We start from the raw sequence: 20,286 nt of genomic DNA, 5'->3' as shown, positions 1-20,286 counted from the left end.
ATGACAGAAGCTGCCCTCGCCCCCGCCCCCCCGCACGCTCCGTCTGTTATTCGGCTGCTGCTTGGCAAGCTGGGCATCGCCTACGAAGAAGTCCTCGACCATCATGGCCTGAACGCCGCGCGTAAAGTTCAGGCGGTTTTGCTGGACGATGCCGTCGGCGCGCTCATGGTGCTGTTCCCCCAGAGCCAATTGCTCGACCTCAATCGCCTTGCCGAACTCACCGGCCGCCGGTTGACTGCTGTATCCACCGAACGCCTGGTAAAAATGCTCGGCAAACACAACCTGAGCCTGCTGCCCGGCCTGCCGGCACTCTCCAACTCGCCGTGTCTGTATGAAGAAAGCCTGCTGCGCGAACCGACGTTGCTGATCAACTCGGGCGAGCCGGGCGTGCTGCTGGAAATCTCCAGCGACGATTTCAAAACCATGCTCACCAAGGCCAGCGTCGCCAATTTCGCCGAAGCCGTGAACAGTATTCGCCCGAACCTCGACCGCCCCGATGATGACCGCGAGGAAATCACCCAGGCCGTGCAAGCGTTCACCGCGCGGCGCATCCAGCAACGTCTGGAAGAGACCATCGAGATTCCGCCGCTGGCCGAGACCGCGCAGAAAATCATCAAACTGCGCGTCGACCCCAACGCCACCATCGACGATATCACCGGCGTCGTCGAAACCGACCCGGCCTTGGCCGCACAAGTCGTCAGCTGGGCAGCGTCGCCGTACTACGCCTCGCCGGGCAAAATTCGTTCAGTGGAAGACGCCATCGTCCGGGTACTGGGTTTCGACCTGGTGATCAACCTGGCGCTGGGCCTGGCCCTGGGCAAAACCCTGAGCCTGCCCAAAGACCACCCGCAACACACCACGCCGTACTGGCAGCAATCGATCTACACCGCCGCCGTCATCGAAGGCCTGACCCGCGCCATGCCCCGCGCCCAGCGCCCGGAAGCCGGCCTGACCTACCTCGCCGGCCTGCTGCACAACTTCGGCTACTTGCTACTGGCCCACGTGTTCCCGCCGCACTTCTCGCTGATCTGCCGCCACCTGGAAGTCAACCCGCACCTGTGCCACAGCTACGTGGAACAACACCTGCTGGGCATCAGCCGCGAACAGATCGGCGCTTGGCTGATGCGCTTCTGGGACATGCCCGACGAACTGGCCACCGCCTTGCGCTTCCAGCACGACCCAAGCTACGACGGCGACTACGCCGAATACCCGAACCTCGTCTGCCTGGCCGTGCGCCTGCTGCGCAGCCGTGGGATTGGGTCCGGCCCGGATGAAGACATTCCGGATGCGTTGCTGGAGCGTGTCGGCCTGACCCGCGACAAGGCCAACGATGTGGTCAGCAAAGTGCTTGAGGCTGAAGTGCTGCTGCGCGAACTGGCTTCGCAATTCAGCCAGCCCTGAAAAGCTTCGCGGGCAAGCCTCGCTCCTACGGAGATCACCTAAATCCCTGTAGGAGCGAGGCTTGCCCGCGAAGAATCCAACTCGGTCTGACTGACCACTTCAAACCTGCACCCCGCTATGATTCGATTGCAAATAGAGGGCTTTCCAATGACTCGAATAGCGGCTGTCAGTGTTGCCAGTCAAATCCGCAAGCTTGCTAAAGATCACAAGGTTACAGCTGGACGGGACGGCATGAGTCGTATGGCCGTGAGCATTACCCGTCTGGCTGGTGACGTCGTCGAGTTGGATGGTATTGAACAGTTGCTCGTCAATCTCAAGAGAAAAGGGGTTCTAAGCAAGTCTGAGATCCTGGCGCTGCAAGGACGCTATCTGCAGGAGAGGCGTGCGCAGAAACGTAGCGCATGACACTTGATCCGTTCAGCTTGCTCTCGAAAAATCCCGGCGAGCTACCTGAAAGACCTACGCCTTCGGCTTGGCCTTCTTCGGCTTCAAATACTTGGTCAACCCCTGAAACCAGATCACCAGCGCCGGGTTGCCCTTGATCTGAATCGACTTGTCCTGAATCCCCGTCATAAACGCCAATTGCTTGTTCTTTGCCTGCATCGTGGCAAAGCCATACGCCGCGTCTTTAAACGCAATCGCAAACGCTGGCTCGGCATACACGCCCGACTTGCTGGTAATGCGCTGGTCCTTCACAAAGAAATGCCGCGCCACTTTCCCGTCCAGGGTCTGTAGCTGAAACACCAATGCCTTGTCACCCAACTGCTGCTGAAACGCAGGATTAGTCCGACTGGCCTTACCCATCAACCAACCCAGCATCCACAGAAGAAAACGAAATTTCATGCGCACAGCCTCAAGAGAAAAATGAACGGCCGGCGCAGTGTAGCGGCTTCAAGCAAGAACGCCACCATTGCGCAGTGTTGGAAGACGATGCTGTACTTTTTGACGCCGATGACTACCAAGTCACTGACGAAACGCTGCTGTTTAAAAATCGAGAGCTATTGGTCTTTCTACCCTCGACTCCATCGGACATTTCCTTCAACACGCGGCGCTGTTCATGAACTAGGCAGCCCTCCGCTTCACCGCTAACCTCTGTTCGTCACCGCAAAATCGATGACACGGACGTGCAAGTCCGGCGGGATACACAATGGTTATGGCAATTCATCGAGCATTTTCCTATGCTCGCGAACCGTTATGGCTGCTGTGTATGGGAGACCTTCGGGTCTGCCGGATAATCCCGCCGGTCTTGCACACCTATGCACAGCCGCCACCACTTTCGAAGCGCAAGCGAAACGGTGTCGACTCCTTAAGTACGGGATTACATCTATGTTCAAGCCAACACCGAATCCTCCTGAAAACGCATCTACATCCCCCTACGAATCCTTCGATTCCAAAAAACTCCACGAAGCCGCCGAACGCGCCCTCGACCACCATTTCGCCCCACCACCCAACGACAAACCCAAGCGTAAAGGCAAACTCTTCACCGTCTCCCCCGACATCGACACCGAAGCCCTCTTGGCTAACGCCTCCGAAGACCTGAAGTCCATCAGCGCCATCGCTGCTGACCTGGCTGATGACATCGACGGCACTCGAAGATCAGTAGCCTTGGCGCTCAGCAGAATGGCTGATGGGGTTCAGTTGTTGGTGGAGAGAGCGCTGGATCATATTGACTCGCCGAATCCAGCGGAGCATCGGGCTAAGTAGCGAAACAACGAGTAGAAAAAGGGGACTTCGCGTCCCCTTTCTTGAGATCCGGCACCGCACTTCTTGAGGGTTACTCGCCAGCCGCGTCAAACCCGACGGCACATTGTCCATCCTGAAATCCTGTAAGGCGGCTTGCCATCCTTCAGAGACTCACAACGACCGCTGCGCTCGTAAGCGTCGCCCCATAACGTCCAGCACATCGCAGCCGTCGCGTAACAGAATGACCATCCCTCCCATAAGATCATTTATCAGCGTCGGGTCGTTACACGTTCGCTCTTTTGACGTGAGGGTTTCCAATAGCTGGGTCACGATTCTGATTCGGTAATCGGCAGTTGCATGCAACGCATCTAGTGGCGCATGAGTGTCTATCAGTATTGTAGGAATGGGGTGGTCCACGTCGGTGAGGGGCATGTAACGACTCATAGGTGACGCTCCTGTTGCAAAGCAATGGGTCAATGGAGGGGCTCGATTTTTTTGCGCTACGGGGTTGGTTTTTTTGGGTCCAGATACCGACCGGGTAGCGACCTTCAAAGCAAAGCCGATCCACCTTGAACGAGCCCCATGAAAGACAGGACACCGTTTCCCCCTTACGATAAGGGATAGGCAAACGGTTATGTTTATGACTAACAGCAACGATAAGAGTGGGGAGCTTTTGGGCCAGGAGCGGCGGCGCCGCTGGAGCCCAGAGCAAAAACTGGCCATGGTTCGCGAGAGCCTTGAACCAGGACAAAGTGTGTCGGTCGTCGCTCGGCGCAACGGCATCAATGCCAATCAGCTGTTTCTGTGGCGCAAGCTTTATCAGGACGGCAGCCTGTCGGCGGTCAGCGCGGGCGAAGCCGTGGTGCCGGCCTCCGAGCTGAGCGATGCGCTCAAGCAGATCCGTGAACTGCAACGGATGCTGGGCAAGAAAACGATGGAAGCAGAAATCCTCAAAGAGGCCGTGGAGATCGCCCGGTCGCGAAAATGGATTGCGCACTCACCCTTGTTGCCGGGGGACGACCAGTGAAGCTGGTCAGCGAATGTCTCGGTGTGGCGCGCTCGCAATTAACGGTTCGAATCAAGCAATCGGCATCGCCCAAAGTACGGCGAAGCCGGCCTGTGAACGATGCTGAGCTGGTAGTTGAAATCCAGCAACAGGTCAGCGAGCTGCCCAGCTACGGCTACCGTCGGGTCTGGGGATTGCTGCGCCGTGCCCGTGAACGCCAGTTGCAGCCCCCGATCAACGTGAAGCGGGTTTACCGGGTCATGCGTGATCACAATTTGCTGCTGGAGCGCCGAATCAAACAGCCCGGTGTACCGCGTCGGCACGAAGGCCGCATTGCGGTGAAAACCAGCGATACGCGATGGTGCTCGGACGGCTTTGAGTTCCGCTGCGAGGACGGCGCCAAACTGAGCGTGACCTTCGCCCTGGATTGCTGCGATCGCGAGGCCATCGGCTGGGTCGCCAGCCCGACCGGGTACAGCGGCGATGACATCCGCGACTTGATGCTGGAAAGCGTGGAGAAGCGCTTCGGTGATCAACTGCCTACAACACCGGTGCAGTGGCTCAGCGATAACGGTTCGGCGTACACCGCCGAACAGACGCGCCTGTTGCTCGGCAGATCGGCTTGCAGCCGGTGACCACCCCGGTACGCAGCCCGCAGAGCAACGGCATGGCCGAAAGCTTTGTGAAGACGATCAAGCGGGACTACGTGGCGCACATGCCCAAGCCGGATCGAGAAACGGCGCTGCGCAACCTGGCCATTGCCTTCGAGCATTACAACGAGCAGCATCCGCACAGCGCTTTGAACTATCGCTCACCGAGGGAGTTCAGGCGCTTGGCGGCGGCATCAATTTAATGGGGAGTTGGTGTCCGGTTTTGTAGGGGCAAGTCCACACCTGACTCCTGCCACTTCTCAAAGGAGATAGAGTTTGCGGGAAACTTTACGTGGGAATATTAAGACGCATCCGAGGGATGAGAAGGAAATGTGATGCTTGTTTGTAGTCTGGGAAGGCGCGAGCTTATCCAGGCACATCGACCGCTCCCGGCTCATCTAACGAGGCGTTCCACTACGCATCGCTAACGCAACATTATGAAATACGGAAATTTCGGACCTCGCTTCAGCCCCCTTCCTACATCAATCCTTTTAATGCCTTGTTAGCGTGTTCGGCCATTGACGCAGGTTCAAGCCCGATAGGGTTTTGCGCCTCGCTTTCACTTTCAGCTTAAGGACGAGCAGATGAAAAGCAAAAGGATAAGCGCATGTTCGCCCCGGCCAACGCTGCCCAGTTCACGCTTGAACTTCCCACGGTTCGCAACGATTTAGGATCAAAAGTACGCATTACCGCTGGAGCTGAAACCGATTGCCGAAAAACTGATGGCTTTTGCGCTGGGCGAGACCCGTCGCGCGGGCTTGAACGTGTTCGAGGAGGAGTTGCTCTCTCAACGCTACATCCATCTGTCTGCCAACTGGAATGCTGCCAAAGGCTGGAACAACAGTGATCTGAACATCGTGTTCATCGATCGACCCGCCGAACACTATGTTCGTAAGGTGCATCCCAATGTGTAAGCGCTCATTCATGCTCAAGACCGGCTTTACACTGTTACTCGCGTTGCTGTTGGGAGGATGTGCCTTGGGTGAGCACAGATCATTACCTTATGACGCTTGGAGCCTCGATTTTTTTGCCCCCGACTACATGGAGGTCTGGATTGAAACGGCAGATGTCGTGGATATCAATGAGCGTGTGTTCCGCGGCGCGGGCAGCGGAATACCGACCATGGGTTATCCCCGCGCGCTAAGTAAAAGCATACCAACTCTTTTTAGGGGCGATGCAAAAGGATGGCCCGAATATCCCGGAGGCAGTGGCCGACGCGTAACTGATGCTGCTCTACCGCGCTTGGTCTATGTACGCTGGCAATCCATGGCCGAGCCGCAGACTTATGAAGCGTATATAGAGATCCCAGAATCGGCGCGATACACCATGCTCCATAGTGAAGAAGCTTTTTGCGGTGCGGTAGGGAAATGGAAAATCGATTACCGAAAGCTGTTGACTGTCGGCCTGGCGCCAGGAGGAATCGCCAAGGTGTGGTTAGGCGGGCCCTGCCTAAAATCGACCGAAGTCACTCGCGTCCAAGGCACGATCAATCCCGAAGGCCCCTACGGGGGCACGTCCAACGGAAAACATCGACCCCTTTCAGAAGAATCCAAAGCCTACATCGACCAATTCGGTATTCCCTATGGCTCCTGGTAACCCATGAACTATCAGCAGAAACCACGACCAGAAGGACTTTCAGTTGAAGAGCTCATTTCTAATTAGCGGTGCAATGGTGCTAGCGCTCTTCTTGAGCGGATGCGCCAAGGACCATCGCAAATCTTTGCCTTATGCGGCATGGAGTCTCAGATTTTTTTCAATTCAATGTTGAGTCGGTGCGGCTCAACCAATATACCGACGGCGATCTCCATGGGCCGATGCTGGAATCTGCATGGCGTTCGTACTTGGAACAGCAGGCTGATCTTCAGCCAAGCAAGAAAGCGTTCGCCCACATGGTCCTGGCTACCTATGGATGAACAACCAAGCTCCATCAGCCCTTTCGCGCCGACGTTGCCGACTATGTAGCCCTGTAGCAGCCCAACGCAGGCTTCGCCAGCTGCCACAGGGTTGAGTGATTGGGGTTGCTTTCGTCACGCATAAAAAATGGGCACCCAACTTCATTGGCGTGCCCATTTTTTATCCCGCTCACCCGCTAGGCGGGCAGTCGGTGTGTGTTACGGATTAACGCTGTCTTTCAACGACTTGCCCGGCTTGAACGCAACAGTGTTGCTGGCCTTGATTTTGACGGGCTCACCGGTCTGCGGGTTTTTGCCGGTACGTGCACCGCGATGGCGTTGCAGGAAGGTGCCGAAGCCCACCAGCGTGACGCTGTCTTTGCGGTGCAGGGCGCCGGTGATTTCTTCGAGAACAGCGTTGAGAACGCGGTTGGCCTGTTCTTTGGTGAGGTCTGCTTTTTCTGCAATGGCAGCAGCGAGTTCTGGTTTACGCATTAGTGAAGCCCCTTTGACGGTTTTTTGTTGTTATGTCCGTGTTGTTCTCGTTGGAACAACGCCCAAAGCGCCGCAGGAGCTCTACTCTGCGGCAGACGGGAGTGAGGATGGCACGCGCTTTAGAGCGGCGCCAGTCTCCCCGCGACCTTTGTGGGGGCAAAAGCGGGGTGATTCCGACAGAACGACCGCTATTTACGCCAGCAAGGCTGGAAGCTCTTTGTTCAGAGCGAGTTTTTCCATCACCGCCGCGCCTGTCAGGGCATAGCCCAGCAATTTGCCGGCATCGTCGCGGCATAGCACTTTGATGTCCGCACCCTGCCCTTCTACCGTCCAGACGCCCTCCGCGCCCCGTGGTGGCGGCGAAACCACCAACGGGCAAACCGGCGTTTTCACGGTGATCGGCATCGGGCCATAACTCACCGCCACAGGGTTTCCTGCGAGGGTCTGGGCCAGCGCTCTCGCACAGCTCATGAGGGGCATGACGTACAACAGATTCAGCCCATCGACCTCGGCGCAGTCACCCAGGGCGTAGATGTTGGCGTGAGAGGTTTTCAGGTGACGATCGACCACCACGCCACGGTTGGCCTGCAGCCCGGCAGCGGCCGCCAGGTCGATGCGCGGACGCAGACCGATGGCCGAAACAACTACATCGCAAGGGATGACCTGGCCATCGGACAGATGCGCTTCCAGGCCATCAGCCACATGTTGCAAGCGATTGAGCACCGGCCCGAGATGGAAGCGCGCGCCCAGGCTTTCCAGGCCGGCCTGGACCGCAGCGGCCGCCGCTGGGTGCAGCAAGGTCGGCATGACCTGTTCGCACGGTGCAACCAGTTGCACCTCGTAGCCGCCGAGAATCAGGTCGTTGGCGAATTCGCAGCCAATCAAACCGGCGCCCAGCAGCAATACCCGATGCTTGCCGGCCACGGCCGCGCGAAAGCGTGCGTAGTCTTCAAGATCATTGATCGGGAAAACAGCGTCCGCCGCGTCGCCTTCGATCGGCACCCGCACAGTTTCCGCGCCCCACGCCAGGATCAGGTCGCGGTAGATCACTGCTTCCTCACCAATCCACAGGCGCTTATGGCCTGGATCGATACCGCTGATGCGCGTGTGGGTGCGCACTTCGGCCTTCAATTGCTCGGCCATGGCGCCCGGTTCGGCCATGCTCAGGCCGTCGGCGTCTTTGTTCTTGCCGAAGCCGGTGGAGAGCATCGGCTTGGAGTAGGAGCGCCCATCATCGGCGGTAATCAGCAGCAGCGGGGTTTCGCCATCGAGTTTGCGAAACTCCCGGGCCAGGTTGTAGCCAGCCAGCCCAGTGCCGACGATCACGACAGGTGCGTTCATTCCCTTACTCCTTGGATTCTTAGTTGATTTCGATCATTTCGAAATCCATCTTGCCCACGCCGCAGTCCGGGCACAGCCAGTCTTCCGGCACGTCCTGCCATGGCGTGCCCGCCGCAATACCGTCGTCCGGCCAGCCCTCGGCCTCGTTATAGATCAGGCCGCAGACCACACATTGCCACTTTTTCATTCAGGTACTTCCTCAGGGTTCAGGCTTTTGCCGGCGCGAACGGTCGATGGGTTAAGCGCTGCCGTCCGGCTCAGGGCGTTTTGTACTGATCGTGCCCGGCAGATGCAAGCCTGTTCGGTGCAACGGCAGGCCGACCAATCAAAATCGGAGCCTGACATGGTAAGCTCGCCGCCTCATTTGCTGCCAATAATGACTCACTGTGCCGCACTCAAAATCCCTCTTCGCGACACCGGTCTGGCTCCCTCGAAGCCAACTGATGCCCCTCCCCGACACGTCTACGCTCGATTGGCTGTTCGATGAAGGGTCGCTGACCCGGCGCTTGATCCGCCTGTCGAATGACAGTTTCAGCGTCACGCCGCTGTTCGAAGGCTGGCAATCGCTACGCGCCGACGAATGTGCTGCGCTGGAACTGGCCGAAGGCAGTGAAGGCTGGGTGCGCGAGGTGTATCTGCGCGGCCACGGTGAAGCCTGGGTGTTTGCCCGCAGCGTGGCGGCGCGTAGTGCGTTGCAGGGCGACGGATTGCATATGGATGAATTGGGTAGCCGCTCTCTGGGCGAATTGCTGTTTTGTGATCAGGCATTTCGGCGCCGGGCCATTGAGGTTTGTCACTATCCTCAAGCATGGTTGCCAGTGGACGCTCAGGCGCCTGAACTGTGGGGGCGGCGCTCGCGTTTCGACCGCGGCGCCTTGAGCGTGCTGGTGGCCGAGGTTTTCCTGCCGACCTTGTGGAACGCCACCCGCGCCCATCCGGAGAATTGCTGATGTACCAGAGCCTGCTCAAGTCCCTGAACCGCGTGAATCCTCGGGCCTGGGATTTCATTCAGTTGACCCGCATGGATAAGCCTATCGGCATTTATTTGCTGCTGTGGCCGACGCTGTGGGCACTCTGGATTGCCGGTGAAGGTTCGCCTTCATTGGCCAATATCGTGATTTTCGTGCTCGGCGTGGTACTGACCCGTGCCGGCGGTTGTGTGATCAACGACTGGGCAGACCGTAAGGTCGATGGCCACGTGAAACGCACCGAACAGCGTCCACTGGTGAGCGGCAAGATCAGTTCGAAAGAAGCCCTGGTGTTCTTCGCGGTGCTGATGGGCGTGAGTTTCCTGCTGGTGCTGTGTACCAACGCGAAGACAGTGTGGCTGTCGCTGGGCGGCTTGGCCCTGGCCTTCACTTATCCATTCATGAAGCGCTACACCTATTACCCGCAAGTGGTACTGGGCGCGGCGTTCTCCTGGGGCATGCCGATGGCGTTCACCGCCGAAACCGGTGAACTCCCGGCAACAGCCTGGTTGTTGTGGATTGCCAACCTGTTGTGGACCGTGGGCTACGACACCTATTACGCCATGACCGACCGCGACGATGACCTGAAGATCGGGGTGAAATCCACGGCAATTCTGTTCGGCGACGCGGACAGGGTGATCATTCTGACCCTGCAGGGACTGGCGTTGGGGTGTTTGCTGCTGGCGGGTTCGAAATTCCAGCTCGGTGGCTGGTTCCACCTCGGGTTGCTGGCGGCGGCGGGCTGTTTTGCGTGGGAGTTCTGGTACACCCGCAGCAAGGACCGGATGCGCTGTTTCCAGGCGTTTTTGCACAATCATTGGGCGGGTTTGGCGATTTTTGTCGGGATTGTGCTGGATTACGCGCTGCGCTGATGTTCAGAAAGATTGCAGCCTTCGGCAGCTACACCGATAACGGGGCTGCCGAGACTGTGATCTTCCGGGACTCAATCAGTGCCGATACATGTGCCAGAAGCCGCCTTTACCCTCACCCTCTATATCCCCGGGCTTTTTGTCCATTTTGTAGCCATACATTGGCTTGCCTTTATAAGCCCATTGCATCGTGCCGTCGTCACGCTTGATCGGCATCCACTCACCCATGGGCTTGGCATCCATCGGCGCCATCAGCGGCGGCCAGTTCGTCGCACACTCACCCGTGCACATCGACTTGCCATCCTTGTCCTTGTCAAAGGTATACAAGGTCATACCCTTGTGGTCGACCATCATGCCGTCTTTCATCGTGGCCGGTTCGGCGGCAAAGGCCAAGGGCGACAGCGTTAGCGCAGCCGTAACCAGCAGGGCCTTCCAGGATTGAGCAATGTGATTCATGGAAACCTTCCTCTTGTGGTTGTCAGGATTCGGACTTAGAGCTTAGTTCAGGATCGCGACAATCGCAGGACGGCTAAAATACTGTCACACGACTGCAATAATTCCGTTATCTAATGCGGCGCAAGACAGTTAAATGACAAGAGGATTAACGCATGGTTGGCAGGAGCATTCTGATCGTCGACGACGAAGCGCCCATTCGCGAAATGATCGCCGTTGCGTTGGAAATGGCCGGCTATGACTGTCTGGAGGCAGAGAACTCGCAGCAGGCCCATGCCATTATCGTCGACCGTAAACCGGACCTGATTTTGCTTGACTGGATGCTGCCCGGCACCTCCGGCATCGAACTGGCCCGACGCCTCAAGCGCGATGAACTGACCGGGGATATCCCGATCATCATGCTCACCGCCAAGGGCGAAGAGGACAACAAGATCCAGGGCCTGGAAGTCGGCGCTGACGATTACATCACCAAACCGTTTTCCCCACGCGAGCTGGTTGCACGCCTGAAAGCCGTGCTGCGCCGTGCCGGCCCGACCGATGGCGAAGCGCCGATCGAGGTCGGCGGCCTGCTGCTGGACCCGATCAGCCACCGCGTGACCATCGACGGCAAACCCGCCGAGATGGGCCCGACCGAATACCGTTTGCTGCAATTTTTCATGACCCACCAGGAACGTGCCTACACCCGCGGGCAGTTGCTGGACCAGGTCTGGGGCGGCAATGTCTATGTCGAAGAGCGTACCGTCGACGTCCATATCCGTCGCCTGCGCAAAGCCCTCGGCGATGCCTATGAAAATCTGGTACAAACCGTGCGCGGCACCGGCTACCGGTTTTCCACCAAGGCCTGAGCCGACCGCCAGACTCGCTGACAAGGACGCATTTTTCCGTGAACCAAAACTGGCATGGCACCCTGATTCGCCACATGCTGTTGCTGGTCACCGCCTGCCTGGTGATCGGCCTGATTTCCGGCTACTACGGCTGGAGCCTCGCCGTGGGCCTGGGCCTTTATCTGGCATGGACCCTCAAGCAACTGCTGCGTTTGCACGAATGGCTGCGCCTGCAAAAGCCCGATGAAGCACCGCCCGACGGCTACGGCCTGTGGGGCGAGGTGTTCGACAGCATCTACCACCTGCAACGCCGTGACCAACGGGTACGCGGGCGCCTGCAAGCAGTGATCGACCGGGTCCAGGAATCCACCGCCGCGCTCAAAGACGCGGTGATCATGCTCGACAGCGACGGCAACCTGGAATGGTGGAACCGCGCCGCCGAAACCCTGCTGGGCCTCAAGACCCCTCAAGACAGCGGCCAGCCCGTGACCAACCTGGTGCGTCATCCGCGCTTCAAGGAATACTTCGAGCAGGACAGCTACGCCGAGCCGCTGGAAATCCCCTCGCCGATCAACGATCGCCTGCGCATTCAGCTGTACATCACCCGCTACGGCAACAACGAGCACTTGATGCTGGTGCGCGACGTGACGCGTATCCATCAGCTGGAACAGATGCGCAAAGACTTCATCGCCAACGTGTCCCACGAACTGCGCACGCCGCTGACGGTGATCTGCGGCTACCTGGAAACCCTGCTCGACAACGTCGAGGAAGTGAACCCGCGCTGGACCCGTGCCCTGCAGCAGATGCAGCAGCAAGGCGGGCGCATGCAGACCTTGCTTAACGATTTGCTGCTGCTGGCCAAACTGGAAGCCACCGATTACCCGTCGGACAATCAACCGGTGTCCATCGACAGCCTGCTGCAATCGATCAAGGGCGACGCTCAGCAGCTGTCCGGCCAAAAAAACCAGCACATCACCCTGGACGCCGATCCGACTATTCTGCTCAAGGGCAGCGAAGCCGAATTGCGTAGCGCGTTCTCCAACCTGGTGTTCAACGCCGTGAAATACACTCCGGCCGAGGGCAATATCCGCATTCGCTGGTGGGGCGACGATCAAGGCGCACACCTGAGCGTGCAGGATTCAGGGATCGGCATCGACAGCAAACACTTGCCGCGCCTGACTGAACGCTTCTACCGCGTCGATTCCAGCCGCAACTCCAACACCGGCGGCACCGGGCTGGGGCTGGCCATCGTCAAACATGTGTTGCTGCGCCACCGGGCACGTATGGAAATCAGCAGTGTGCCGGGGCACGGCAGCACGTTTACCTGCCATTTTTCGCCAGCCCAGGTGAGCAAATCCCGCGTCATCAGTGCCGCTGACTGATACCAGTCAGCATTCGCCACTAGGCAATCACTCGGTCAGTCGCTACATTGGCTGACTTGTGCCTGCCCTTCAGGCGCACTTTTTTCTTTCCTTTCGAATTACGGAACCCGCAAAACTCCATCATGGACCCTTCCCCTGGCTTGACCCTCGCAACAATATTCGCCGACTTCGGCATGATTCTTTTTGCTCTGATCCTGGTTTTGCTCAACGGCTTTTTCGTTGCGGCGGAATTTGCCATGGTCAAATTGCGCTCGACCCGGGTCGAAGCCATTGCAGAGCAGCATGGCTGGCGCGGGCATATTCTGCGTACCGTGCACAGTCAGCTCGATGCTTACTTGTCGGCGTGCCAATTGGGTATCACCCTCGCCTCCTTGGGCCTTGGCTGGGTCGGTGAACCGGCGTTTGCTCACCTCCTCGAGCCGATACTCAGCGCCGTTGGCGTAGATTCCGCCGAAGTGGTCAAAGGCGTGTCGTTCTTCACGGCGTTCTTCATCATTTCGTACCTGCACATCGTGGTCGGCGAACTGGCCCCCAAATCCTGGGCGATCCGCAAACCCGAGCTGCTGTCGCTTTGGACGGCCGTGCCGCTGTACCTGTTCTACTGGGCCATGTACCCGGCCATCTACCTGCTCAACGCCAGCGCCAACCAGATTCTGCGAATCGCTGGCCAGGGTGAACCCGGCCCGCATCACGAGCACCATTACAGCCGTGAAGAACTGAAACTGATCCTGCACTCCAGCCGTGGCCAGGACCCGAGCGACCAAGGCATGCGCGTTCTGGCCTCGGCAGTGGAAATGGGCGAGCTGGAAGTGGTCGACTGGGCCAACTCCCGGGAAGACCTGGTGACGCTGGAGTTCAACGCGCCGCTCAAGGAAATCCTGGCGCTGTTCCGTCGCCACAAGTTCAGCCGCTACCCGGTGTACGACAGCGAGCGCCAGGAGTTCGTCGGTCTGTTACACATCAAGGATTTGCTACTGGAACTGGCGGCCCTGGATCACATTCCCGAGTCGTTCAACCTCGCCGAACTGACCCGTCCGCTGGAGCGCGTGTCTCGCCACATGCCGCTGTCGCAGTTGCTGGAACAGTTTCGCAAGGGCGGTTCGCATTTCGCTGTGGTTGAGGAAGCCGACGGCAACATCATCGGCTACCTGACCATGGAAGACGTGCTGGAAGTGCTGGTGGGCGACATTCAGGATGAACACCGCAAGGCTGAACGCGGGATCCTCGCGTATCAGCCGGGCAAACTGCTGGTGCGCGGCGATACGCCGCTGTTCAAGGTGGAACGCCTTCTGGGCATCGACCTGGACCACATCGAAGCCGAAACCCTCGCCGGGCTGGTCTACGAAACCCTGAAACGGGTGCCGGAAGAGGAAGAAGTGCTGGAGGTCGAAGGCTTGCGGATCATCATCAAGAAGATGAAAGGGCCGAAGATTGTTTTGGCCAAGGTGTTGATGCTCGATTGATGCGCTGATCCAGATCAGCGTCGATCCCTTCGCGGGCAAGCCTCGCTCCTACAGGGGCGAGGCTTGCCCGCGAAGGCGTCAGACCAGACAACCCATTATTGTTTGCCCAACGCAAAGTTGGGCAACGCGCCGACCGGTTGATTGAACTGGTACGGAATCGACACCAGCCCCAACCCGGTATTGCGCTGCACCACGAAGTGCAGGTGCGGGCCGCTGCTGTTACCGGTGTTGCCCGACAGCGCCAGCGCACTGCCCACCACCACTCGCTGACCTTCCCGTACGCTGACTGAGCCTTTCTTGAGGTGCAGGTACACACCCATGGTCCCGTCATCGTGCAACACCCGCACGAAATTGCCCGACGGATCGTTGCCGCGCCCGGTCTGGCGATTCTCGGTTTTCACTACCATTCCGCCGCGCGCCGCGATAATCGGCGTACCTACAGGCATCGCGATGTCCATCGCATAACGGTTCTTCGGCCCGTAGTGGCTGTATTGGCCATTGGCGCCCTGACTCAGCCGAAACGGCCCACCACGCCAGGGCAACGGATATCGATAGGCCATGGCGGCCCCTGCGGGGTCGCCCAGGGAATATTCGAACCTTGGGGTATACGTCAACGGCCTTCCGGCCTTCGTCGCCTTGAGCAGCGCCAGACGAATGTTACTGCGCGCCGGCAAAACCCGACGGATCGGCCGGCTCGGCGCGCCACTGACGTTATTCAGCCCGGCAAAACTCAGCTCGATCTCAACCGGCGCGTACAGATCGTTGCGCACGAACACACTGTCCATGCCCCTCTGCTTCTTGATATCGAGGTACACCTGCCGCTCAAGACGCTCGACCATTCGGTCCCGAAAAACGAACACCTTCGCGCCTTTGGTGGGGCGGTCGCTGTAAGAGACCACGCCACTGGCATCGGTGGACCTGTAGATCGTCATGCCCACAACCGAGGTGGAGGCCATGAGCAGACCACAGAAAAACATCAGGCGCGCGAGCATGGGCAAGATTCTGTCGAGTAAGGCCTGGAAAGGAGCCTAGCAGCTGAAATGGACCAGCGTAGTCGGCAGATGTTTCAAGATGGGCGGTTCAAGGGATGTGCGGTGAGTTTGAGGGCCCCTTCGCGGGCAAGCCTCGCTCCTACGGGACGACGTACATCTGTAGGAGCGAGGCTTGCCCGCGAAGGCGTACGAGAAGGCGACGCCAGGCTTATGCGCCAGGTACGAAATGCTTCTGCGCCGTGCCACGGGCGATCAGGCGGGAGATGTAGTCGAGCTTCTGCGCATCCTGGTCGACAAAGCGGAAAGTCAGTTGCAGCCATTCGCTGTCAGGTTTTGGCTCGTAGGCGACGATGGCATGCAGGTAGCCGTTAAGACGGGCAATTTCAGCGTTGTCGCCCTGCTCCAGGTCGAGCACGGCGCTGTCGAGGACTTGCGGCAGGGTGTCGGTGCGCTTCACCACCAGCAGCGCTTCCTTGATGCTCAAGGCCTTGATCACGCATTGCTGGGTGCCGCTCGGCAGGCGCAGTTGGCCTTGGCCACGACCGCCAGCTGATGCTGCGGAGGCGGCAGGTGCCTTGACCGGCGGACTGTTGAGCAAACCGCGAGACGGTGCGGCAGCCGGGGCTGGCGCGGCGGCGACAGGTTTGGCGAATGGGTTGACCGGTGCCGCCGATGGCGCGACCACGGCTGCCTTGCCGCCAGTGAGCGCGCTGAGGGAGTCATTGCCGAACGCCGAGTTCATTTTGGTCGGCGCGCTGTTCATCAAGGTGTCGAGCTTGCCGACCTTGTTCAGCGCCTGTTTGACCTTGGTCAGCAGTTGCTCATTGGTGAACGGCTTGCTGACGTAGCCGGAAACACCGGCCTGAATCGCCTGGACGACGTTCTCTTTGTCGCCACGGCTGGTGACCATCACGAACGGCATGGTCTTGAGATTGTCCTGCTCGCGGCACCAGGTCAGCAGCTCAAGACCGGACATTTCCGGCATTTCCCAGTCGCACAGGACCAGGTCGAACGCTTCTTTGGCCAGCATGGCCTGGGCCTTTTTACCGTTGACTGCATCTTCGGTCCGGATCCCCGGGAAATAGTTGCGCAGGCACTTCTTCACCAGGTCACGAATGAACGCCGCATCGTCCACTACCAACACACTGATCTTGCTCATCCAACACCCCTTTAAAAATCCCGGCAAGCATAACGCTGGCTGATGGCACTTTGCCAAAACTCTTCAGTCACGCCGGGACTTTTCGTTCGCGGGTGCTGCTTTTCTAGTCGGCTTTTCAATACGAAAGCCACGCAAACAAAAACGCCCGGCCAAAGGACCGGGCGTTTTTCTTGGGCAGTCTTACTTATCGTCAGCTTTGCCCGGAACATTAGCGGTTTCGGCACTTGTGCCTTCAACTTCTTCTTTCATGCGCTTGAGGCCCAGGTGACGCACGTCGGTGCCGCGCACCAGGTAAATCACCAGTTCCGAGATGTTACGTGCGTGGTCGCCAATCCGCTCCAGGGAACGCAGCACCCAGATAATGCTCAAGACCCGCGAGATAGAGCGCGGGTCTTCCATCATGTAGGTGGCCAGCTCACGCAGTGCGGTCTTGTATTCGCGGTCGATGATCTTGTCGTACTGCGCCACCGACAACGCCAGGTCGGCGTCGAAGCGGGCAAACGCATCCAGGGCATCGCGAACCATGTTGCGCACCTGGTCGCCAATGTGGCGAACCTCGACGTAACCGCGCGGCGCTTCGCCTTCTTCGCACAACTGGATGGCACGACGGGCGATCTTGGTGGCTTCGTCGCCGATGCGCTCCAGATCGATCACCGATTTGGAGATGCTGATGATCAAACGCAAGTCCGACGCCGCCGGCTGACGACGGGCCAGAATGCGCAGGCATTCTTCGTCGATGTTGCGTTCCATCTGATTGATCTGGTCGTCGATCTCACGCACTTGCTGGGCCAGACCGGAGTCAGCCTCGATCAGCGCAGTGACCGCGTCGTTGACCTGCTTCTCGACCAGCCCGCCCATGGCCAGGAGGTGGCTGCGCACTTCCTCGAGCTCAGCGTTGAACTGCTGGGAGATGTGATGGGTAAGGCCTTCTTTACTAATCATGTTGGCGTCCTTGGAGCGTCCGGTAAGGTGCGGTGGACCGCAGCGTCAGTTCAGTGAGCAACCACAGCTTCCTAGCCGTAACGACCGGTGATGTAGTCTTCGGTCTGCTTCTTCGCCGGATTGGTGAACAGGGTATCGGTGTCGCCGAATTCCACCAGTTTGCCCATGTACATGAACGCCGTGTAGTCGGAAACCCGCGCGGCCTGTTGCATGTTGTGGGTCACGATCACAATGGTGAACTTGGATTTCAGTTCGTAGATCAGCTCTTCGACTTTCAGCGTGGAAATCGGGTCGAGTGCCGAGCACGGTTCATCGAGCAGCAATACTTCCGGCTCCACGGCGATGGTGCGGGCAATCACCAGACGTTGCTGCTGACCACCGGACAGGCCGAGCGCCGACTCGTGAAGACGGTCTTTGACCTCATCCCACAGCGCCGCGCCTTTCAACGCCCACTCGACGGCTTCGTCGAGGATGCGTTTCTTGTTGATGCCCTGGATGCGCAGACCGTAAACCACGTTTTCGTAGATGGTTTTCGGGAACGGGTTGGGCTTCTGGAACACCATGCCGACCCGGCGACGCAGCTCGGCCACGTCCTCGCCCTTGCGGTAGATGTTGTTGCCGTAGAGGTTGATCGCGCCGTCGACGCGGCAGCCATCCACCAGGTCGTTCATACGGTTAAAGGTGCGCAGCAACGTGGACTTGCCGCAGCCGGACGGGCCGATGAAGGCGGTCACGCGCTGTTTCGGGATGTTCATGCTGACGTCGAACAGCGCTTGTTTGTCACCGTAGAACAGGCTCAGGCCCGGTACTTCGATGGCCACGGTTTCCTGTTCGAGGCTCAGGCTCTGCTTGTCGCGACCCAAGGCCGACATGTTGATGCCGTGAGTGTGTGCTTCGTGCTGCATGGGAGGCTCCCTGTGCTAACAAATTCGGTTCGTTGAACCGCTGGCTTGGTATTCGGGCCAGCGGCTTACTCAAAATCTCTGTCTGATGCCGGTCCCCTGTAGGAGCTGGCTTGCCAACGAAGGCGTACTCATTGACGCCAAAAGCTTCGCTGGCAAGTCAGCTCCTACAGGGTCGGCGGTGATTAGCTATCCAGTGCTTTGTATTTTTCGCGCAGATGGTTACGGATATAAACGGCAGACAGGTTCAACGTCGCAATCACCAACACCAGCAGCAATGCAGTGGCGTATACCAGCGGCCGCGCGGCTTCGACGTTCGGGCTCTGGAAGCCCACGTCATAAATGTGGAAGCCCAAGTGCATGATCTTCTGGTCCAGGTGCAAGTACGGGTAGTTGCCATCCAGCGGCAGCGACGGCGCCAGTTTCACCACACCCACCAGCATCAGCGGCGCCACCTCACCGGCGGCACGGGCCACGGCGAGGATCATCCCGGTCATCATCGCCGGGCTGGCCATCGGCAGCACGATCTTCCACAAAGTCTCGGCCTTGGTCGCGCCAAGAGCCAGCGAGCCTTCGCGCACGGTGCGAGGAATCCGCGCCAGGCCTTCTTCGGTGGCCACAATCACCACCGGCACGGCCAGCAGCGCCAGGGTCAGCGAAGCCCAGAGCAGGCCCGGCGTACCGAAGGTCGGCGCCGGCAATGCTTCAGGGAAGAACAACCGGTCGACCGAACCGCCGAGCACGTAGACGAAAAAGCCCAGACCAAACACGCCGTAAACGATCGCAGGAACACCCGCCAGGTTGTTCACCGCAATGCGGATCAACCGGGTCATCGGCCCCTGACGTGCGTATTCACGCAGGTAAACCGCCGCCAATACGCCGAACGGCGTCACGATCATCGCCATGATCAACGTCATCATCACGGTGCCGAAAATCGCCGGGAAAATCCCGCCTTCGGTGTTGGCTTCACGCGGGTCATCACTGAGGAATTCCCAGACCTTGCTGAAGTAGAAGCCGATCTTGGTGAAGGTGCCCATGGCGTTCGGCTGGTAGGCGTGAACCACCTTACCGATGCCGATTTCGACTTCTTTACCGTTGGCATCGCGAGCAGTCAGGCTGTCGCGGTTGAACTGAGCGTGCAGATCATTCAGTCGCGCTTCGATGTCCTGATAACGGGCATTCAGCTCGGCGCGCTCGGACTCCAGGTCCGCTTGTGCGGAGGCGTCGAGGCGGCCGGCCAGTTCCAGTTTGCGACCGTGCAGACGCACACGCTCGAGACCGGCGTTGATCGCGCCGATGTCGACCTTTTCCAGGGTCTTGAGCTGTGCGGCGAGCTCGTTGACGCGATCGACACGCGCCTGCAACTCAGGCCATGCGGCCTCACCTTCAGCGATGACCTTGCCGTCTTGTTTGACGTTGACCAGGTAGCCGTAGAAGTTGCCCCACTCGCGACGCTCGACAGCCATGAGCTCAGGCGGGGTCTTCTGATTAGTCAGCCACTCACCGACAATCCAGGTGAAATCGGTGCCGTTCAGATCACGGTTGCCGACCTTGATCAGCTCGCGGGTCATGAACTCCGGGCCCTGGTCGGGCACCGGCAGGCCAGCGCTTTTCAGACGCTCGCGGGGCACTTCTTCCTTCTGCACCACTTCGCCGATGACGAGGTGATTGGCCTGGCCCGGCACGTCGTAACTGGCGTGTACCAGGTCCGCCGGCCAGAAGTGACCCAGACCGCGCACGGCAATCACCGCCAGCAGGCCAATGGTCATGATGACCGCAATGGACACCGCGCCGCCGCTGATCCAGACGCCGGGGGCGCCGCTCTTGAACCATCCATTCAGGGAGTTCTGTTTCACAGACTTCT

At 58.9% G+C, this 20,286-nt stretch carries 20 protein-coding genes and 1 pseudogene; 11 read left to right on the top strand and 10 right to left on the bottom strand.

Annotated features, from left to right (window positions below; translation table 11 throughout):
* Together CKW20_RS07500 and CKW20_RS07495 are read left to right on the top strand one after the other, a co-directional pair.
* Complete coding sequence (locus tag CKW20_RS07500; protein WP_095052378.1) at positions 1 to 1,401, top strand: aminoacyl-tRNA deacylase and HDOD domain-containing protein; 1,401 nt, start codon at positions 1 to 3, stop codon at positions 1,399 to 1,401.
* Positions 1,402 to 1,548: 147 nt separating this feature from the next.
* Positions 1,549 to 1,806, top strand: coding sequence for a hypothetical protein (locus tag CKW20_RS07495; RefSeq protein WP_095052377.1), 258 nt, complete (start codon positions 1,549 to 1,551; stop codon positions 1,804 to 1,806).
* Positions 1,807 to 1,860: 54 nt separating this feature from the next.
* Here the strand turns inward: CKW20_RS07495 and CKW20_RS07490 are convergent, their stop codons facing one another.
* Entirely contained in the window at positions 1,861 to 2,244 is a 384-nt protein-coding gene (locus CKW20_RS07490) for a helicase (RefSeq protein WP_095052376.1), read from the bottom strand.
* Between the two features lie 483 nt (positions 2,245 to 2,727).
* Here CKW20_RS07490 and CKW20_RS07485 point away from each other — a divergent pair, with 483 nt between their 5' ends.
* From CKW20_RS07485 to CKW20_RS07465, 4 genes and pseudogenes are all read left to right on the top strand, one after another.
* Entirely contained in the window at positions 2,728 to 3,105 is a 378-nt protein-coding gene (locus tag CKW20_RS07485) for a DUF6124 family protein (RefSeq protein WP_095052375.1), read from the top strand.
* 619 nt (positions 3,106 to 3,724) lie between these two features.
* Positions 3,725 to 4,943: pseudogene (locus tag CKW20_RS07475) on the top strand (IS3 family transposase).
* A 519-nt stretch (positions 4,944 to 5,462) separates the two neighbouring features.
* Positions 5,463 to 5,654 (top strand): hypothetical protein, encoded by a 192-nt coding sequence (locus tag CKW20_RS07470; RefSeq protein WP_256585004.1) that lies wholly within the window; start codon positions 5,463 to 5,465, stop codon positions 5,652 to 5,654.
* Between the two features lie 10 nt (positions 5,655 to 5,664).
* The gene (locus CKW20_RS07465) at positions 5,665 to 6,336 is read left to right on the top strand and encodes a DUF2931 family protein (RefSeq protein ID WP_371857409.1); all 672 of its coding nucleotides are present in this window, start codon (positions 5,665 to 5,667) and stop codon (positions 6,334 to 6,336) included.
* 515 nt (positions 6,337 to 6,851) lie between these two features.
* Here the strand turns inward: CKW20_RS07465 and CKW20_RS07455 are convergent.
* From CKW20_RS07455 to CKW20_RS07445, 3 genes are all read right to left on the bottom strand, one after another.
* The gene (locus CKW20_RS07455; RefSeq protein WP_003213368.1) at positions 6,852 to 7,127 is read right to left on the bottom strand and encodes an HU family DNA-binding protein; all 276 of its coding nucleotides are present in this window, start codon (positions 7,125 to 7,127) and stop codon (positions 6,852 to 6,854) included.
* Between the two features lie 192 nt (positions 7,128 to 7,319).
* Entirely contained in the window at positions 7,320 to 8,468 is a 1,149-nt protein-coding gene (locus tag CKW20_RS07450) for an NAD(P)/FAD-dependent oxidoreductase (RefSeq protein ID WP_095052371.1), read from the bottom strand.
* Positions 8,469 to 8,487: 19 nt separating this feature from the next.
* Positions 8,488 to 8,655 carry a rubredoxin gene (locus tag CKW20_RS07445; protein WP_007896465.1) on the bottom strand — a complete coding sequence of 56 codons (168 nt, stop codon included), beginning with the start codon at positions 8,653 to 8,655 and terminating at the stop codon, positions 8,488 to 8,490.
* Positions 8,656 to 8,854: 199 nt separating this feature from the next.
* Between CKW20_RS07445 and CKW20_RS07440 the strand changes: the two genes are divergently transcribed.
* Together CKW20_RS07440 and ubiA are read left to right on the top strand one after the other, a co-directional pair.
* Complete coding sequence (locus tag CKW20_RS07440) at positions 8,855 to 9,418, top strand: chorismate lyase (RefSeq protein ID WP_095052370.1); 564 nt, start codon at positions 8,855 to 8,857, stop codon at positions 9,416 to 9,418.
* Complete coding sequence (gene ubiA, locus CKW20_RS07435) at positions 9,418 to 10,308, top strand: 4-hydroxybenzoate octaprenyltransferase (RefSeq protein ID WP_095052369.1); 891 nt, start codon at positions 9,418 to 9,420, stop codon at positions 10,306 to 10,308. The genes CKW20_RS07440 and ubiA overlap by 1 nt, the downstream gene beginning before the upstream one ends.
* A 75-nt stretch (positions 10,309 to 10,383) precedes the next feature.
* On the opposite strand, the gene CKW20_RS07430 is transcribed toward ubiA, so the two are convergent.
* Complete coding sequence (locus tag CKW20_RS07430) at positions 10,384 to 10,761, bottom strand: hypothetical protein (RefSeq protein ID WP_095052368.1); 378 nt, start codon at positions 10,759 to 10,761, stop codon at positions 10,384 to 10,386.
* Between the two features lie 152 nt (positions 10,762 to 10,913).
* On the opposite strand from CKW20_RS07430, the gene phoB reads away from it, so the two are divergent.
* The 3 genes from phoB to CKW20_RS07415 all read left to right on the top strand — a co-directional run bounded on the left by phoB (position 10,914) and on the right by CKW20_RS07415 (position 14,427).
* Positions 10,914 to 11,603 (top strand): phosphate regulon transcriptional regulator PhoB, encoded by a 690-nt coding sequence (gene phoB / locus CKW20_RS07425; RefSeq protein ID WP_007896474.1) that lies wholly within the window; start codon positions 10,914 to 10,916, stop codon positions 11,601 to 11,603.
* A gap of 74 nt (positions 11,604 to 11,677) precedes the next feature.
* Entirely contained in the window at positions 11,678 to 12,964 is a 1,287-nt protein-coding gene (gene phoR, locus CKW20_RS07420; protein ID WP_256585012.1) for a phosphate regulon sensor histidine kinase PhoR, read from the top strand.
* A gap of 122 nt (positions 12,965 to 13,086) precedes the next feature.
* Entirely contained in the window at positions 13,087 to 14,427 is a 1,341-nt protein-coding gene (locus CKW20_RS07415; RefSeq protein ID WP_095052366.1) for a hemolysin family protein, read from the top strand.
* 95 nt (positions 14,428 to 14,522) lie between these two features.
* Here the strand turns inward: CKW20_RS07415 and CKW20_RS07410 are convergent, their stop codons facing one another.
* The 5 genes from CKW20_RS07410 to pstA form a co-directional block, all read right to left on the bottom strand.
* On the bottom strand, positions 14,523 to 15,419 hold the full coding sequence (locus CKW20_RS07410; RefSeq protein WP_095052365.1) for a peptidoglycan DD-metalloendopeptidase family protein: 897 nt from the start codon (positions 15,417 to 15,419) through the stop codon (positions 14,523 to 14,525).
* 208 nt (positions 15,420 to 15,627) lie between these two features.
* On the bottom strand, positions 15,628 to 16,578 hold the full coding sequence (locus tag CKW20_RS07405; RefSeq protein ID WP_095052364.1) for a response regulator: 951 nt from the start codon (positions 16,576 to 16,578) through the stop codon (positions 15,628 to 15,630).
* A gap of 180 nt (positions 16,579 to 16,758) precedes the next feature.
* Positions 16,759 to 17,520: a phosphate signaling complex protein PhoU gene (gene phoU, locus CKW20_RS07400; protein WP_008073516.1), complete on the bottom strand. Its 762-nt coding sequence runs from the start codon at positions 17,518 to 17,520 to the stop codon at positions 16,759 to 16,761.
* A 71-nt stretch (positions 17,521 to 17,591) separates the two neighbouring features.
* The gene (pstB, locus tag CKW20_RS07395; protein ID WP_095052363.1) at positions 17,592 to 18,425 is read right to left on the bottom strand and encodes a phosphate ABC transporter ATP-binding protein PstB; all 834 of its coding nucleotides are present in this window, start codon (positions 18,423 to 18,425) and stop codon (positions 17,592 to 17,594) included.
* A gap of 182 nt (positions 18,426 to 18,607) precedes the next feature.
* Entirely contained in the window at positions 18,608 to 20,278 is a 1,671-nt protein-coding gene (gene pstA, locus CKW20_RS07390) for a phosphate ABC transporter permease PstA (protein WP_095052362.1), read from the bottom strand.
* Between the last annotated feature and the right edge of the window lie 8 nt (positions 20,279 to 20,286).

It is taken from the genome of Pseudomonas sp. Irchel s3b2 (assembly GCF_900187445.1).
In the GTDB taxonomy this organism is placed as follows: domain Bacteria; phylum Pseudomonadota; class Gammaproteobacteria; order Pseudomonadales; family Pseudomonadaceae; genus Aquipseudomonas.
This window is presented reverse-complemented; position numbering and strand designations above follow the sequence as displayed.

Coding starts and splice junctions, on each gene's coding strand:
- CKW20_RS07430 (WP_095052368.1), bottom strand. CDS start 10,761: ATGAATCACATTGCTCAATCCTGGAAGGCCCTGCTGGTTACGGCTGCG.
- ubiA (WP_095052369.1), top strand. CDS start 9,418: ATGTACCAGAGCCTGCTCAAGTCCCTGAACCGCGTGAATCCTCGGGCC.
- phoR (WP_256585012.1), top strand. CDS start 11,678: ATGCTGTTGCTGGTCACCGCCTGCCTGGTGATCGGCCTGATTTCCGGC.
- CKW20_RS07465 (WP_371857409.1), top strand. CDS start 5,665: ATGCTCAAGACCGGCTTTACACTGTTACTCGCGTTGCTGTTGGGAGGA.
- CKW20_RS07485 (WP_095052375.1), top strand. CDS start 2,728: ATGTTCAAGCCAACACCGAATCCTCCTGAAAACGCATCTACATCCCCC.
- CKW20_RS07500 (WP_095052378.1), top strand. CDS start 1: ATGACAGAAGCTGCCCTCGCCCCCGCCCCCCCGCACGCTCCGTCTGTT.
- CKW20_RS07405 (WP_095052364.1), bottom strand. CDS start 16,578: ATGAGCAAGATCAGTGTGTTGGTAGTGGACGATGCGGCGTTCATTCGT.
- CKW20_RS07445 (WP_007896465.1), bottom strand. CDS start 8,655: ATGAAAAAGTGGCAATGTGTGGTCTGCGGCCTGATCTATAACGAGGCC.
- CKW20_RS07410 (WP_095052365.1), bottom strand. CDS start 15,419: ATGCTCGCGCGCCTGATGTTTTTCTGTGGTCTGCTCATGGCCTCCACC.
- CKW20_RS07470 (WP_256585004.1), top strand. CDS start 5,463: ATGGCTTTTGCGCTGGGCGAGACCCGTCGCGCGGGCTTGAACGTGTTC.
- CKW20_RS07450 (WP_095052371.1), bottom strand. CDS start 8,468: ATGAACGCACCTGTCGTGATCGTCGGCACTGGGCTGGCTGGCTACAAC.
- phoU (WP_008073516.1), bottom strand. CDS start 17,520: ATGATTAGTAAAGAAGGCCTTACCCATCACATCTCCCAGCAGTTCAAC.
- CKW20_RS07455 (WP_003213368.1), bottom strand. CDS start 7,127: ATGCGTAAACCAGAACTCGCTGCTGCCATTGCAGAAAAAGCAGACCTC.
- CKW20_RS07490 (WP_095052376.1), bottom strand. CDS start 2,244: ATGAAATTTCGTTTTCTTCTGTGGATGCTGGGTTGGTTGATGGGTAAG.
- pstB (WP_095052363.1), bottom strand. CDS start 18,425: ATGCAGCACGAAGCACACACTCACGGCATCAACATGTCGGCCTTGGGT.
- CKW20_RS07415 (WP_095052366.1), top strand. CDS start 13,087: ATGGACCCTTCCCCTGGCTTGACCCTCGCAACAATATTCGCCGACTTC.
- phoB (WP_007896474.1), top strand. CDS start 10,914: ATGGTTGGCAGGAGCATTCTGATCGTCGACGACGAAGCGCCCATTCGC.
- CKW20_RS07495 (WP_095052377.1), top strand. CDS start 1,549: ATGACTCGAATAGCGGCTGTCAGTGTTGCCAGTCAAATCCGCAAGCTT.